Source organism: Allobosea sp. 05T438, from assembly GCF_056396025.1.
In genome coordinates this window covers 286,792-300,723 of sequence record NZ_JBFTKQ010000004.1, presented here as the reverse complement: position 1 = coordinate 300,723, position 13,932 = coordinate 286,792, and the positions used below count along the sequence as shown (strand labels likewise).

The window sequence follows — 13,932 nt, the reverse complement described above, 5'->3', positions numbered from 1 at the left end:
GTCCACGCGCCCTGCATCGCCCCGCTGCGCACGAACAGGGAAGATGACATGTCGAGCGATCGCTGCCGAGTGTTGATGATCTATCCGCGGTTCAACCCGAACTCCTTCTGGAACTACAAGGCGACCTGCGAACTGGCCGGTGCGCGCCACCCGGCCGCGCCGCTCGGCCTGATCACCGTCGCTGCCCTGCTTCCCGCGACATGGGAGATCCGGCTCGTCGACCTGAACGCGGAGGAGCTGGGCGAGCCGGACCTTGCCTGGGCGGATCTCGTCATGACCGGTGGCATGCTGCCGCAGCAGGACGGAACGCTCGCCGTCATCGCGCAGTGTCGCGCCTTGGGAAAGCCGGTCGTGGTCGGTGGCCCCGACGCAACCTCGACTCCCGAGATCTACGAAGCCGCCGATTTTCTGGTGCTGGGCGAGGCAGAGGAGATCATGGACGGTTTCGTCTCGGCCTGGAGCGCGGGGACCCGGAGCGGCGTCTTCCGTTCCGAGATGGGCAAGACCGACGTCACCAAGAGCCCGACACCGCGCTTCGACCTCCTGAAGTTCGCGCATTACCTGCACATCGGCGTGCAGTTCTCGCGCGGCTGCCCGTTCAACTGCGAGTTCTGTGACATCATCGAGCTCTATGGGCGCGTGCCCCGCACCAAGACGAGCGCGCAGATCGTCAGGGAGCTGGAGACCCTCTACGCCCTCGGATATCGCGGCCATGTGGACTTCGTCGACGACAACCTGATCGGCAACAAGAAGGCGCTCAAGCAATTCCTGCCCGTCCTGATCCAGTGGATTCGGGACAGGAATTTCCCCTTCGAGTTCTCGACCGAGGCCTCGATCAATCTAGCGGACGATCCTGCCCTGATGCAGGCCATGAGCGAGGCCAACTTCTTCACGATCTTCGTCGGCATCGAGAGCCCGGATACCGATACGCTGATCTCGACGCAGAAGAAGCAGAACACCCGCCGCAGCCTCGAGGAAAGCGTTCATCGGATCTACAGGGCCGGCCTGTTCGTGAATGCCGGCTTCATCCTCGGCTTCGACAGCGAGAAGGGAAGTGTCGCGCGGGGCATGATCGACTGCATCGAGGACACGGCGATTCCGGTTTGCATGGTCGGCCTTCTCTATGCGCTGCCCAACACCCAGCTGACCCGGCGCCTTGATCGGGAAGGCCGCCTGTCCATCCCCAATGATGCCGTCCATGCGCAGGGGTTAGGCGACCAATGCACCGCGGGGCTCAACTTCATGACCAGCCGCCCGCGCCGCGCTATTCTGGAGGACTACAAGGCGGTGCTGGAAGCCGTCTACGCGCCTCAGGCGTTCTTCGGCCGCGTTCGGCGGGTCGGGCGCATGCTCGACTGCAGCAATCGTCGCCTGGAGCTGCCGAAATCGATGGAGTGGCAAGAGCTGCAGTCTTCCTGGCGCCTGATCTGGCGAATGACGACGGCGAAGGGAGGCGTCCGTCGCGAGTTCTGGAAGACCGTGGTCGACTGCCTCACGCACAACCGCCAGGCGCTGCCCTATGTGATGATGATGGTCGCGCTCTATCTCCATCTCGGGCCGTTCTCCCGGCACGTCATCGCTCAGGTCCAACGACAGATCGACCATTCGCCGAAAGCCCCTTCCAGTCCGTACGCAGCAAGCTCCCTTGTGGCCAGAACGGCAGCGGCAAGCTGAGCGCGCGTGACGATGCGGCCGCGCCGCATTGAGTCAGGCCACGTCGCTCCCGGCCGTGGCGCGACCGGCGCTGCGCGCCCGCAGCGCCGCCAGCGTGATCTGGCCAAGGGGCCGACCGTGCTCGTCGACGATGGTCGCGGCATCGCGGCCCTCCGCGAGCAGCGCCGACAGCACGCCCCGAAGCTGGAGGGAGCCGGGAAGTTCGAAGCCATCGAGCGCATGGCCCGGCTCGACGGCGTCGGCGGCGCTCACCAGTGAGAGTCGGCGCAGCGCACGGTCGGCGCCGACGAAATCGGCAACGAAATCGTCGGCCGGTGCGGCAAGCAGACGATCGGGCGTGTCGTACTGGACGAGCTTGCCGTCGCGCATGATGGCGACGACGTCGCCCATGCGGATCGCCTCGTCGATGTCGTGGGTGACGAAGATCACTGTCTTTCTCAGGCGCTTCTGGATCGCCAGGAACTCCTCCTGGAGGCGGCTCCTGAGGATCGGATCGACGGCGCCGAAGGGCTCGTCCATCAGCATCACCGGCGGGTCGGCCGCCAACGCCCGCGCCACGCCGACGCGCTGGCGCTGCCCGCCCGAGAGATGGCGCGGATAGCGCGGCAGGTACTGCGCCGGGTCGAGGCCGACGAGCGCCAGCATCTCCTCGCTACGCACCCGGATGCGCGCGGCATCCCAGCCGAGCAGCCTCGGCACGGTCGCGACGTTCTCGGCGATCGTCATGTGCGGGAACAGGCCGACCTGCTGGATGACGTAGCCGATATGGCGCCTGAGCTCGACCGCATCGCCCTGGGCGATGTCGCGGTCACCGACGAGGATGCGGCCCGAACTGGGCTCGATCAGCCGGTTGATCATGCGCATCGTCGTGGTCTTGCCGCAGCCGGACGGGCCGATCAGCACGCAGAGCTTGCCGGCCTCGACCGTGAGGTCGAGGCTTTCGACGGCCGGCTGCGCAGTGCCGGGAAAGCGCTTGGTGACCTGTTCCAGGCGGATCGTCATGCTGGTTTCGTTTGCATCCGGTGGGTCGCCAGCCTTTCGAGGCCCGCGAAGATGATCTCCGTCGCGAAGGCCAGGGCCGCGACCGCGACAGCCCCGGCGATCAACTGCGGGAAGTTGAAATTGGCCATGCCGCTGGTGATCAGCTCGCCCAGCCCGCCGCCGCCGATGAAAGCGGCCAGCGTTGCCGCCGATACGATCTGGACGGCGGCGGTGCGGATGCCGGCGAAAATGACGGGCAGGGCCAGCGGAATCTCGATCCTCGTCAGCAGTTGGGCATCGGACAGGCCCTGGCCGCGCGCGGCGTCGACGATGTCGGCATCGACCTCGCTCACCCCGGTATAGGTGTTGAGCAGCAGGGCCGGCAGACCGTAGAGCGTCAGCGCGACCACCGAGGGCAGGAAGCCTGTTCCCAGAACAGGGAGCAGGAGCACGAGCAGCGCCAGCGAAGGAATAGTCCGAAGGATGTTGGCGAGCGCAATGGCGGGCTGAGCCCAGCTGCGATGACGCGTCAGGGCGAGGCCGGCGGGCAGGGCGATCAACAGCACGGCGGCGAGCGATGCCGCACTCAGCCAGAGATGGTTCCGGAGGGCGGTGACGAAGGTCTCCGGATGAGCCGAGATCCAGCCATACATCAGGCCTGCTCCGCCTGATGGGCGCGCAGACGGATTTCGAACCTACGCAAGCTCTCGTCGCAGAATACGGCCAGCGCCGAGGTCACGACGGCGCCGATAAAGACCTTTTCGCCGAAGTCCTGGGTGATGCCCTGGAAGATGATGTCGCCGAGCCCGCCGGCATTGATGAATGCGGCGACGGTGGCGACCGAGACCTGCGTCACCACGGTGATGCGGATGCCGGCGATGATCACGGGCAGCGCCAGCGGCAGTTCGATGGCGAAGAGGCGGCGCCATGGGCCGTAGCCCATGCCATCTGCGGCATCGAGGATATCCCGCGGGATTTCGCGCAAACCCGTCGCGGTGTTGCGGATGATGATCAGGAGCGCATAGGCGACGAGCGCGACGATGGCCGGCCAGAAGCCGAGGCCGAGATAGGGAATGAGCAGCGCGAAGATCGCCAGGGCCGGCACGGTGTAGAGCGCGCCGGCGACCAGCAGGACGCCGAGCGCGAGGCGAGGGCGCCGCGCCGACAAGACGCCGAGCGGCAGGCCGATCGCCAGCGCGATGAGAAGGCCCGTGCCCACGAGCTGGATATGCTCCCAGAGAGCGACGAGCAGGCGGTCGTAGTTCTCGAACGTCCAGGTCATGAGAGCGATCGCCTAGAGCGCTGTCGAGCGAAGCGGGTGCCGGTTCGCGTGAAGAAAATACGACAAAACAGAGAGATAGGGCGTTCTCTTGAATCGAAATACGAAAATACTCGAGCGCTGAAGCTCACAGCCCCTTGGCTTTCAGGAAGCTGGCCGCGACGGTGCGTGGCTCCTTCTTGTCGACCTCGACTTGCCGGTTGAGCTCCTGCATGACGGGATTGTCGAGCAGGGCGTTCACCTTCTCGAGGGTCGCGACGACCTTCTCGTTCTTCGCGATGTCGGGGCGGACGACGGGCGCCAGGAAATAGGGCGGGAACAGGCCCTTGTCGTCATCGAGCGCGACGAACTTCTCGGCTGCGATCTGCCAGTCGGTCGAGAAGCCGTTGGCGATGTCGATCTGCTTCTGCGTCAGCGCGTCGTAACGCAGGCGCAGTGCGGCGAACTGCTTGAACTCGCGGAACTCGGCGCCATAGACCTCCTTCAGCCCGGCGATGCCGTCACGCCGGTCGACGAACTCGGTGCCGGCGCCGAGGCTGAGCTTGTTCGCCACCTTGCCGAGATCGCTGAGGGTCTTGAGGTTGTAGTCCCTGGCCGTCTCCGGCCGGACCACGATGGCATAGCCGTTGTTGATGTTGGACGGCTTCAGCCAGGTCAGGTTGAACTCCTTCTCGTAGTAGGCCTTGACGATCTGGCGCACCTTCTCTGGGTCGGTCTCGGTCGTCGTCGCCTTCATCACCGCGTTGAAGCCGGTGCCCGTATATTCCGGATAGAGATCGATCGCGCCGCTCTTCAGAGCCTCGTGCGCGACCAGCGTGCCGCCGAGGTTGATCTTGCGCTCGACCTTGAAGCCGGCCTTCTCCAGGGCGGCGGCATAGAGCTCCGCCACGATGAACTGCTCGGTGAAGTTCTTCGAGCCGATCTTGATGGTCTGTGCCGTAACGGCCGTCACGGAAGAGGCGATGAGCGCAGCAGCCGCGAAGAGCATGGAGATGAGACGCATGGCGGTAAGCTCCTGAGCGTCGGTGGGTGACAGGCTAGCGAGCGGGGCGGCCGGTGCAAGCGACGGGGCGGGAAGCTGGCCTGCCGCGTTGGCCGGCGCCCGATCGGCTCATGCTCGAACTATCCGGTGGGCAGCGGGTTCCGTTCGCCGCCTCGGACCGCTTTCGGCAGGCGATTCTCGGCTGGCGAAAGCGGGCAGACCCAGGCGTCGGAATGGGCGCAGGATGGGAAGTAGGCGAAGTTGAAGTCGAGGATCAGCCGGCCGTCACCGCTCGTGCCGAGATCGGCGCTCTTGATCGTGTCGAGGAGATAGCGCCCGGCGGGATAGGTCTCGTCGCGGTTGGTCAGGTCGCCGAAGGGCAGGAAGACGCCGCCGCCATAGCCGGTGATCCAGTACAGCGTCAGTTCCTTGCCGAGCGCGGCACCGAGCCCATCGGTGAGCGCGAACGGGACGAGCCGGACCGCCTCATCCTCGCCGAGGCTGATATCGATGGCCTCGCGAGCACCGACACTCTGCAGGGCGACATCAAAGCGGAGTGCCGGATCGTAGGGGAAGCAATCGATCCCGCGGAAGCGGGCGCGTCGTTCCGGCGGAAGCGGCGACTGGACGTGCTCCCGAAACAGCCGCTCGCGTGTGCTGCGCCAAAGCTCCCATCCTTCGTGCCCCGGCATGGAGCGGATCGTCGCATAGAGATCGGCGACCTGCCGCCGCCATTCGTGCAGGCTGGAGAAATGCTGCAGCGAGCCGGTCGTTGACCTGAGACGACCCGGTTCCTGGAATGCTTCGGCCATCGAGATACCTTCCTCGTTAGGACCGCTGCGGCCGCCCCGGCCGATCTGCCGCCATGGGCGGATCACAGAAGCGATGACTCAGCGTCACATCATGTCAGTGGGTACTTGGCTCACGCGATCGGCCGGAGATCTCCGAGCACGGTCGGGATCAGCTCCGAGACAGTCGGGTGGATCGGCACGGCCCATTGCAGGGTCGGGTAGGGGGCGTCGGCATTCATCATGTCGAGGACGCCGTGGATCGCTTCGTCACCGCTGACGCCGAGGATCGCGGCGCCGAGGATCCGCTTGGTATCGGCATCGGCCACGACCTTCATGAAACCCTTGGTCTCGGCCCGTTCGACGGCGCGGCCTACCCGCGTCATCGGTCGCTTCGAGACCAGCAGGGGGCGCCCGCTCTTGCGGGCCTCGGTCTCGGTCATCCCGACTCGGCCGAGCGGCGGGTCGATATAGAGCGCATAGGCGGGGATGCGGTCGCTGACGCGGCGGCTCGCGCCGTCGAGGAGATTGGCGGCGACGATCTCGAAGTCGTTATAGGCGGTGTGGGTGAAGGCGCCGCGACCGTTGCAATCGCCCAGCGCCCAGATGCCGGGAACGGAGGTGGCGAGGCCATCGTCCACGGTGATGTAGCCGCGGGCGTCCGTCGCGACGCCGGCCTGGTCGAGGCCGAGATCATCGGTGTTCGGCCGGCGTCCCACCGCCAGCAGGACGTGCGAGCCGACCACCTCAGGATCACCGGAGGTGCAGTCGACGCCGACAGCCACGCCGTCCTGCTGCGGCTTGAACGCGATGCAGGTCGCGTTCGTGCGAACCGCTATCCCTTCCTCCGTCAGGATCTCCCGGATAGCCTCGGAGACGTCCTCGTCTTCACGGGCTATCAGCCGCGGCCCCTTCTCGACGACAGTGACCTGCGCGCCGAAGCGGCGATACATCTGCGCGAATTCGAGCCCGATGTAACTCCCGCCCACGACGACCAGGTGCTTCGGCACGGTGTCGAGCCGGAGAATGGAGGTGTTCGTCAGGTAGTCGACCTCGGCGATGCCCGGCATGTCCGGCACGCTCGCGCGCCCGCCGACATCGATGAAGATGCGCGGCGCGCTCAGCAGGGTCTCTCCAATGCGGACGCGGTCAGGGCCTTCGAAACGCGCATGCCCAAGAAAGACGGTCAAACCCTCCATCCCTCGCAGCCAGCTCTCGACACCCGTGCGGGCATTGGTCGCGACGGTATTGGCGCGGGCCGAGACCCGCTCCATGTCGATGCGGATCGGGTTGTCGATCCCGACCCCGTACTCGGCGCCGCGACGGGCCTGATGCGCGGCATAGGCGCTTGCCACCAGCGTCTTGGTCGGCATGCAGCCGGTATTGACGCAGGTCCCGCCGAACAGGTGACGCTCGGCGAAGGCCACCTTCATCCCTGAAGCAGTCAGCCGCCCCGCGAGGGGAGGGCCAGCCTGTCCGGCACCGATGATGATGGCGTCGAAGCTGAGCTCCATGGCGTGGGCCTCCATCCATGCTGGGACGGGAACTACGGTCGTGGCTGTCGGCGGACGTCTCGTTGCGCCAGCGGCTCGCCGCGCCGATGCCGGTCAGCTCGGCTATGGCGCGCCGCTCTGCTCGGCTACCATGAAGTCGGCATACCATTCCGGCCAGTTCTCGTCGTGCTCGCCGGTGCGCTTTTCGTGCTCGCCATGCGCGGCGGCGGCGCGTTTGAGCGCGGCAGCGAGGTCGTCCGACGACGCGAATGCGGTGTTGCCGCTGTCCACGCGTCCGGGGAAGCGTTGGGTGATCTCCTGCAGCAGCCAGCCATTGCCGTCCGGGTCGGTGAAGGTCGCGTATGAAAGATAGCTGCGCCCCTGCGGATCCCGGCCGCTGAGTGCCGGCTGGCCCGGCCCCGTCCGATGGAATACCTCACTGACCTCGGCGCCGCCCTTGACGAGTTCGGTGCGCGCGGCCTCGATATCGGAGACGACGAGATAAAGACCGCTGGCCGAGCCGGGCGCAGCCGAGGTGATGCCGGTGCCGAAATGGATCGAGGCGGGCGAGCCAGGCGGCGTAAACTGGACGACGCGGAAGCTGGCACCAACCGGGAAGTCGGCATCCAGCCGCCAGCCCAATCCGCTGTAGAACCGTTTCGCACGATCGACATCCGCGACGGGAATGGCGACGACCTCGAGCTTCAGGTCGACGCCCGGCACCTTGGCCGCTCCACCCGCAGTTTCGCTATGTTCCTGAGTGTCGCTCATATCGGACTCCTCGCTTTGCGAATGTCCTGAAAGTGGTCCTGTGCTCATATCGGCCGGGGCCGGGTCATGTCGGCAGCTGCAATGCGAAGCGGTTTTTCAGCTGCGTATTGATTGCCATGAGGATGGCATGGACACAGCAGGATGAGCGAAGTCCCGGCTTCGCCCACACCGCCTCGGCAGGCGATCGTCGATGATGCGCATGAGATCCGCCCCTATTCAAGGGCGATCCGCCGCAACATCGATGTCGATATCCGCCTGATCCGACACAGCTCTGCGCCCTTGGCCCCGGCTGACACCGTCAGGCGTCCAGGCCCGCCAGCATCCGTGTCAGAGCGGCGGACGACATCGGCCTTGCGAGCGGGAAGGCTTGGCCGGCCCAAAGCAGGGTGAAGTCGTCGCGACCTGCCGCCTCGGCCGCGCTGCGTAGCGGCCCCAGCGCCGTGCCGGCAGTCGGAAAGGCCGGCGACAGCTCCGACAGCGGTCCGAGTTCCGACATCACGCGGTTGACGATGCCGCGCGCCGGCCGGCCGGTGAACAGGTTGGTGATCGCAGTCGGCCGCTCGCTCATGCCGAGCGCCTTGCGGTAGATCGGCGAGATGTTCGCCTCGGGCGTGAACAGATAGGCGGTGCCGACCTGGACGGCCGCGGCGCCAAGTGCGAAAGCGGCGCTGACGCCGCGTCTGTCCGTGATGCCGCCGGCCGCGATGACCGGGACGGAGACGGCGTCGACGATTTGCGGCACCAGCGCGAAGGTGCCAACCTGCTCGGAGATCCGGTCGGTCAGGAAAGTGCCGCGATGGCCGCCGGCTTCGGCGCCCATGGCGATGACGGCGTCGACGCCGTGCTCGGCCAGCCAGCGCGCCTCGGGCACGGTGGTGGCGGAGGCGATCACCTTGGCGCCGGCGCGCTTCACCCGCTCGAACAATTCGGGAGCGGGCAGGCCGAAATGAAAGCTGACGACCTCGGGCCGATAATCCTCGATGACAGTCGCGAGGGTTGCGTCGAAGGGCGTGCGGCCGCTCGGCGTCTTCGGCATGTCCGGATCGAGGCCGGCCTCGGCGTAATAGCCGGACAGCCGTGCGAGCCAGGCTGCCTGCCGTGCCGGATCGTCGCTCGGGGGCGTGTGGCAGAAGAAGTTGACATTGATCGGCCGGCGCGTGCCGGCCCGCACCTTGTCGAGCGCGGCCCTGAGGCCCGCCTCGTTGTATTGCGCGCCCGCCAGCGAGCCGAGCCCCCCGGCCTCGCTCACGGCGATGACCATCTCCGGTGTCGTCGCGAGAGCCATCGGGCCCTGGATGATCGGCAGATCGATGCCCAGGAGATCCAGGAGTCTCGTGTTTCCTGTCGCGTTCACGGTGAACCTCTTCGATTGGTGCCCGGTTGTTGGCGGGCGGGACGGAGCTTAGCCGCGATAGGCCTCCGCTGGGAGCTCTTTGGCGATCGGTTTGCGACGAGGTCGATCGTCAAAGCCAGGATCATCGCTGCGGCGCCGATCACGAACAGCAGCCGGTAGCTTCCGCCGCTGAACGAGAAGAGGAACGAAAGCCCTTAGGCGGCGGCCGCTCTGGATCCCATTGCACTGATGCGCATGGCTCTGACGAGACGACCCGGATGTCGCGCCCGGCTGATACCGGCTGCGCGCGTCGACGAGGGCAAGTGTGCCATCCGGTCGCCGAGGCTCCGCGCTTGACAAGCTGCTGAAACCGCGAAGGTTGGGCGTTACGAGGCTACTGGCACTGCATGGATCGCATCGACGCGATGAAGGTGTTCATAGCCGCCTTGGACGAGGGGAGCCTCGCCGGGGCGGGGCGCCAGCTCGGGCGGTCTCCGGCAGCTGTGAGTCGGGCGATTGCCTTCCTCGAGCAGCAGGTCGGCGCGACGCTGCTCCACCGTACCACCCGGGCGATCAGACTGAGCGAGATCGGCGAGCGCTATGCCACCGCGTGCCGCCGCGTCCTCACCGAATTGCAGGAAGCCGAAGCCGTGGCGGCCGGCGAGCGCGTCGCGCCGCATGGCACCCTGACCATCACGGCGCCGCCGATCAGCGGCGAGGAGATCCTGCGGCCCATCATCGACGCCTTCGTCGAGGCCTACCCGACCGTCTCGGTCAATCTCGTCCTGCTCGTGCGGGGCGCGAACTTGATCGAGGAGGGGATCGACATCGCCCTGCGAATCCTGGAGCTGCCGGATTCCGCGATGACGGCGATCCGCATCGGCGGCGGCGTCAGGCCGGTGATCGTGGCCTCGCCGCGCTATCTCAGCCAGCACCCGCGCATCGCCGAGCCCGGCGATCTCAGCAGGCACAGCATCGTCGCCTGCACCGATTTCGGGCGCGACGCCTGGGTCTTCCCGCCCGCGAAGGGCGGCTCGGTTCCCCGCTCCGTCCAGTTCAAGCCGCGACTCATCGTCAACAGCGTGCGGGCGGCGCTCGGCGCGGCCGTCGGCGGGCTGGGCGTCACCCGCCTCCTCACCTATCACGTCGCCGAGCGCGTGCAGGATGGATCGCTCCAGCTCCTGCTGCGGGACGCCGAGCCACCGGCACGCCCAGTCAATCTGGTGCTGCCGCAGGGGCGTTCGAGCGTGCCGAAGGTCAGGGCGTTCCTCGACTTCGCGGTGCCCCGGCTGCGCGCGGACTTCGCCCGGCTTTCGGCCGAGTCGGTGGCGATGCAGCGCTGAGACCATCATTCTTCCGATTCATGGAAGAATGACTGCCGAGCGTCGCGCATTCAGTCGAACGATGAAATTCCCAAAATGGTGGTCACCAGGCCGAGCCGGCCAGGCGGCGTGCATTCCGCGCGCTGTCGAAGAGACGAGGATCATCATGAGCAACGAACGGAAGGTGGCGATCATCACCGGTGCTTCGCAGGGCATCGGCGCCGCGCTGGTCAAGGGTTTCCGCGATCGCAACTATCGCGTCGTCGCGACCTCGCGCTCCATCAAGCAGGGCACTGACCCCGACATTCTCGCGGTTCCCGGCGATATCGCCGATCCCGCGACGGCCGAAGCGGTCGTCCGCGAAGCACTCGCCCGCTTTGGACGGATCGACACGCTGGTGAACAATGCCGGCATCTTCATCGCCAAGCCCTTCACCGATTACACGGCCGAAGACTTTGCCGGCAAGATCGCGACCAACCTCGCCGGTTTCTTCCACATCACCCAGAAGACCGCGGGGGCGATGCTGACGCAGGGCTCGGGCCACATCGTCAGCATCACCACGAGCCTGTCCGACCATGCGATCGCCGGCGTCCCCACCGTACTCGCCAATCTGACCAAGGGCGGCATCAATTCGGCGACCAAGGCGCTCGCGATCGAATACGCCCAGAGCGGCATCCGCGTGAACGCGGTCTCGCCGGGCGTGATCAAGACGCCGATGCACGCGCCGCAGACGCACGAGTTCCTGGCCAATCTCCACCCGGTCAAGCGCATGGGCGAAATCAAGGACATCGTCGACGCCGTGCTGTTCCTGGAGAGCGCCCCGTTCGTCACGGGCGAGATCCTGCATGTCGATGGCGGACAGAGCGCCGGCCACTAAAGCGCAAGCCGAACCAGAAGGAGGCTTTCATGCCGATCGTCACCATCCAGGTCACGCGGGAGGGCTCCGGCCCTGGCCGTACCGCGGCAACCGCCGAGGAGAAGGCCAAGCTCATCGCCGGCGTCAGCCGGTTCCTGCTCGACGTGCTGAGCAAGCCGCTCGACTCCACCTTCGTGGTGATCGAGGAAGTCGATCTCGACAACTGGGGCTGGGGTGGCCTGCCTGTCCCGGAATACCGCAGGCGACGAGCGGCAAATGAGTCCGCCGCAGCGAGCTCAGGCCGGCAATCCGCGTGATGTCCGAAAGGACTGCCATGACCGGGGCTGGCCAGTCCCGGTCGTTCGATCTGCCCGGCGCCGAGGTGGCGATTACGCAGGTGAGGGCGCCAGGCGCGGTCCTTCTTGAGGGGCCCGCGTTTGGTCCGGTGGCCTCATCTGCCGTCAAACCGGCGGGAGCCCGGCCATCCTCGCCCGCCGGTTGCGCAACCCAGCCCGCGCGTTGACGGGCCTTGAAACCGAGCCTTTGACCGCAGCAATAAGGGCGCCAAGACGCAGTCGGAAGGGGAGTGCCCGCATGGCCAAGGAATTCACCGGCAAGAGAGTGATCGTGATGGGCGGCAGCCGTGGCATCGGACGCTCCATCGCGCTCGGCTTCGCGGCGGGCGGCGCATCCGTTTCCATCTGTGCGCGGGGCGCGGGACCGCTCGAGGCGACGCGCCGGGAGATTGAGGCGCTCGGCGTCACAGCTCATGCGGCCAGCGTCGACCTTGCTGACGCGGATGCGATTGCGACCTATGTGCCCGAGGCGGTGAAGGCTCTCGGAGGGCTGGACGTCCTCATCAACAACGCCTCCGGCTTCGGCCAATCGGATGACGAGGAGGGCTGGGCGGCCTCGCTCAGCGTCGACATGATGGCCGTTGTACGGGGCAGCCATGCCGCGATCCCGCATATGGAACCGGGCTCGTCGATCGTGAACATCTCGTCGATCTCAGCCCTGCGGGCCTCCTCGCGTTCGGCGCCTTACGGCGCCATCAAGGCGGCCGTGATGCACTACACGGCAAGTCAGGCGAAGATGCTGTCGCGGAAGGGCATCCGGGTGAACTGCGTCGCGCCGGGCTCGATCGAGTTCCCGGGCGGCTCGTGGGAAAATCGCAAGACGTCCAACCCCGAGCTCTACCGGGCGACGCTGGCCAATATCCCCTTCGGACGGATGGGCAAGCCCGAGGAGGTCGCCGAGGTCGTGCTTTTCCTCGCTTCGGGCAAGGCCAGCTGGGTCACCGGCCAAAGCATCGTGGTCGACGGCGGCCAACTTGTCGGACCCTGACCTCCGCCCGTCGTCGCGGCTATGACCTTGGCGCGCAGCAACCGCGCCAAGCGCGAGCGCTGGATCGTTGCCCGCTAGCGGACGCGCGACGTCCGCAGATGTAAAGTTCTTCAATCCGCGCTCATTTCGGCACGCCGTTGATCACGAAGAGGGCGCGCGTGAACTGATCGGGCGGGAAGCTTCCAAAGCTACGGGCATAGATCTCCTTCACACGATCCGTGCGATAGAGCTCCGCAAGCGTGGCGTCGACGAGCAAACGCAGCTTTTCGTCGCCACGCGGCAGAGCCAGCGCGTAGGTCTCGAACGTGAAATACTGGTCGGAGAGCTTCATGCCGGAGCGGTTCGGGCTGTTCAGCAGATGGTAGCTGAGGATCCCGCGATCGGCGAAATAGGCGTCGACCCTTCCCGCGGATAGGCTCCGCACACCGTCCGGATGAGTCGGCATCGGAATGATCTCGGCCTGGATTCCGAGTTGCGCCAAAGTCGCCTTCAGGACTTCCTCTGTCGTCGTGCCCCGCAATACGCCGATCTTCTTGCCGCGCAGATCCTCGAGGCGGACGATTTCGCTGCTCCGGTGGAGAACCCCGGCGCCGTCAATGAAGGTCGGGAGCGAAAAATCGACGATTGCGCGGCGCGACATCGTCATCGAAGTCGGGTCGCACAGAAGATCGATCTTGCCATCACGCAGCGCTTCCAGGCGATCCGCTGAGGAGACCTCGACATATTCAATTTTGAGGGCTGGGATGGCTTGCGTCTTCTTCACGCCGGCAGCGACTTCGCGGCAGAGGTCGACGATATATCCGGATGGCTCCCCCCTGGTCGTCCGATAGGAGTAGGGCGGCGCATCGGCCCGGAAGCCAAGCCGCAATGTACCGGTCTCGCGAGCCCGTGCCAGGGTGTCAGCCGCCGCGCTTGCCGTCGATATCGCCGTGCAAAGAAACGCGATCAAAAACGCCCGCATAATCGCCCCCGTCATCTGGCAGATATGCGCACACTAGGCCGGCAGGATAAATCGAAGAACGTCGTTTCTGGCGGCAGTGGCTTGCGACGCTTGCGTATCGACGCGATCGCAGACCTCCGGCGCGCGGCCGTTCGGCAAGCGCGATTGG

General features: G+C 66.2%; 14 protein-coding genes. 5 read left to right on the top strand and 9 right to left on the bottom strand.

Going from position 1 to position 13,932, the window contains the following annotated elements; translation table 11 throughout:
• Nucleotides 1-48 precede the first annotated feature (48 nt).
• Entirely contained in the window at nucleotides 49-1,674 is a 1,626-nt protein-coding gene (locus AC1DIN_RS12050) for a B12-binding domain-containing radical SAM protein (protein ID WP_476809964.1), read from the top strand.
• A gap of 33 nt (nucleotides 1,675-1,707) precedes the next feature.
• Here the strand turns inward: AC1DIN_RS12050 and AC1DIN_RS12045 are convergent, their stop codons facing one another.
• The 8 genes from AC1DIN_RS12045 to AC1DIN_RS12010 form a co-directional block, all read right to left on the bottom strand.
• Nucleotides 1,708-2,676 carry an ABC transporter ATP-binding protein gene (locus tag AC1DIN_RS12045; RefSeq protein ID WP_476809963.1) on the bottom strand — a complete coding sequence of 323 codons (969 nt, stop codon included), beginning with the start codon at nucleotides 2,674-2,676 and terminating at the stop codon, nucleotides 1,708-1,710.
• On the bottom strand, nucleotides 2,673-3,308 hold the full coding sequence (locus AC1DIN_RS12040) for an ABC transporter permease (protein WP_476809962.1): 636 nt from the start codon (nucleotides 3,306-3,308) through the stop codon (nucleotides 2,673-2,675). The genes AC1DIN_RS12045 and AC1DIN_RS12040 overlap by 4 nt, the downstream gene beginning before the upstream one ends.
• Nucleotides 3,308-3,937 carry an ABC transporter permease gene (locus tag AC1DIN_RS12035; RefSeq protein ID WP_476809961.1) on the bottom strand — a complete coding sequence of 210 codons (630 nt, stop codon included), beginning with the start codon at nucleotides 3,935-3,937 and terminating at the stop codon, nucleotides 3,308-3,310. Before AC1DIN_RS12035 ends, AC1DIN_RS12040 begins: the two co-directional genes overlap by 1 nt.
• A gap of 124 nt (nucleotides 3,938-4,061) precedes the next feature.
• Nucleotides 4,062-4,937: a glycine betaine ABC transporter substrate-binding protein gene (locus AC1DIN_RS12030; RefSeq protein ID WP_441470229.1), complete on the bottom strand. Its 876-nt coding sequence runs from the start codon at nucleotides 4,935-4,937 to the stop codon at nucleotides 4,062-4,064.
• A gap of 119 nt (nucleotides 4,938-5,056) precedes the next feature.
• The gene (locus tag AC1DIN_RS12025) at nucleotides 5,057-5,728 is read right to left on the bottom strand and encodes a DUF1684 domain-containing protein (protein ID WP_476809960.1); all 672 of its coding nucleotides are present in this window, start codon (nucleotides 5,726-5,728) and stop codon (nucleotides 5,057-5,059) included.
• A 110-nt stretch (nucleotides 5,729-5,838) separates the two neighbouring features.
• Nucleotides 5,839-7,218, bottom strand: coding sequence for an FAD-containing oxidoreductase (locus tag AC1DIN_RS12020; protein WP_476809959.1), 1,380 nt, complete (start codon nucleotides 7,216-7,218; stop codon nucleotides 5,839-5,841).
• A 102-nt stretch (nucleotides 7,219-7,320) separates the two neighbouring features.
• Entirely contained in the window at nucleotides 7,321-7,968 is a 648-nt protein-coding gene (locus tag AC1DIN_RS12015) for a VOC family protein (protein WP_476766633.1), read from the bottom strand.
• Between the two features lie 298 nt (nucleotides 7,969-8,266).
• Nucleotides 8,267-9,322 (bottom strand): NAD(P)H-dependent flavin oxidoreductase, encoded by a 1,056-nt coding sequence (locus AC1DIN_RS12010; RefSeq protein WP_476809958.1) that lies wholly within the window; start codon nucleotides 9,320-9,322, stop codon nucleotides 8,267-8,269.
• A 386-nt stretch (nucleotides 9,323-9,708) separates the two neighbouring features.
• On the opposite strand from AC1DIN_RS12010, the gene AC1DIN_RS12005 reads away from it, so the two are divergent.
• The 4 genes from AC1DIN_RS12005 (at nucleotide 9,709) to AC1DIN_RS11990 (ending at nucleotide 12,823) form a co-directional block, all read left to right on the top strand.
• Nucleotides 9,709-10,644 carry a LysR family transcriptional regulator gene (locus AC1DIN_RS12005; protein ID WP_476809957.1) on the top strand — a complete coding sequence of 312 codons (936 nt, stop codon included), beginning with the start codon at nucleotides 9,709-9,711 and terminating at the stop codon, nucleotides 10,642-10,644.
• Nucleotides 10,645-10,789: 145 nt separating this feature from the next.
• Nucleotides 10,790-11,500, top strand: a complete 711-nt coding sequence (locus tag AC1DIN_RS12000; protein WP_476809956.1) for an SDR family NAD(P)-dependent oxidoreductase — start codon at nucleotides 10,790-10,792, stop codon at nucleotides 11,498-11,500.
• A 29-nt stretch (nucleotides 11,501-11,529) separates the two neighbouring features.
• A complete protein-coding gene (locus AC1DIN_RS11995) occupies nucleotides 11,530-11,796 on the top strand; it encodes a tautomerase family protein (RefSeq protein ID WP_476809955.1) in 267 nt (88 codons plus the stop codon).
• Between the two features lie 277 nt (nucleotides 11,797-12,073).
• The gene (locus tag AC1DIN_RS11990) at nucleotides 12,074-12,823 is read left to right on the top strand and encodes an SDR family NAD(P)-dependent oxidoreductase (RefSeq protein WP_476809954.1); all 750 of its coding nucleotides are present in this window, start codon (nucleotides 12,074-12,076) and stop codon (nucleotides 12,821-12,823) included.
• Between the two features lie 121 nt (nucleotides 12,824-12,944).
• Here the strand turns inward: AC1DIN_RS11990 and AC1DIN_RS11985 are convergent, their stop codons facing one another.
• Nucleotides 12,945-13,799: an amino acid ABC transporter substrate-binding protein gene (locus AC1DIN_RS11985; protein WP_476766635.1), complete on the bottom strand. Its 855-nt coding sequence runs from the start codon at nucleotides 13,797-13,799 to the stop codon at nucleotides 12,945-12,947.
• Nucleotides 13,800-13,932 lie beyond the last annotated feature (133 nt).

Bases quoted from the DNA above. Each gene is read 5' to 3' on its own strand.
- AC1DIN_RS12050 (WP_476809964.1), top strand. From the start codon at position 49: ATGTCGAGCGATCGCTGCCGAGTGTTGATGATCTATCCGCGGTTCAAC.
- AC1DIN_RS12045 (WP_476809963.1), bottom strand. From the start codon at position 2,676: ATGACGATCCGCCTGGAACAGGTCACCAAGCGCTTTCCCGGCACTGCG.
- AC1DIN_RS12040 (WP_476809962.1), bottom strand. From the start codon at position 3,308: ATGTATGGCTGGATCTCGGCTCATCCGGAGACCTTCGTCACCGCCCTC.
- AC1DIN_RS12035 (WP_476809961.1), bottom strand. From the start codon at position 3,937: ATGACCTGGACGTTCGAGAACTACGACCGCCTGCTCGTCGCTCTCTGG.
- AC1DIN_RS12030 (WP_441470229.1), bottom strand. From the start codon at position 4,937: ATGCGTCTCATCTCCATGCTCTTCGCGGCTGCTGCGCTCATCGCCTCT.
- AC1DIN_RS12025 (WP_476809960.1), bottom strand. From the start codon at position 5,728: ATGGCCGAAGCATTCCAGGAACCGGGTCGTCTCAGGTCAACGACCGGC.
- AC1DIN_RS12020 (WP_476809959.1), bottom strand. From the start codon at position 7,218: ATGGAGCTCAGCTTCGACGCCATCATCATCGGTGCCGGACAGGCTGGC.
- AC1DIN_RS12015 (WP_476766633.1), bottom strand. From the start codon at position 7,968: ATGAGCGACACTCAGGAACATAGCGAAACTGCGGGTGGAGCGGCCAAG.
- AC1DIN_RS12005 (WP_476809957.1), top strand. From the start codon at position 9,709: ATGGATCGCATCGACGCGATGAAGGTGTTCATAGCCGCCTTGGACGAG.
- AC1DIN_RS12000 (WP_476809956.1), top strand. From the start codon at position 10,790: ATGAGCAACGAACGGAAGGTGGCGATCATCACCGGTGCTTCGCAGGGC.
- AC1DIN_RS11995 (WP_476809955.1), top strand. From the start codon at position 11,530: ATGCCGATCGTCACCATCCAGGTCACGCGGGAGGGCTCCGGCCCTGGC.
- AC1DIN_RS11990 (WP_476809954.1), top strand. From the start codon at position 12,074: ATGGCCAAGGAATTCACCGGCAAGAGAGTGATCGTGATGGGCGGCAGC.
- AC1DIN_RS11985 (WP_476766635.1), bottom strand. From the start codon at position 13,799: ATGACGGGGGCGATTATGCGGGCGTTTTTGATCGCGTTTCTTTGCACG.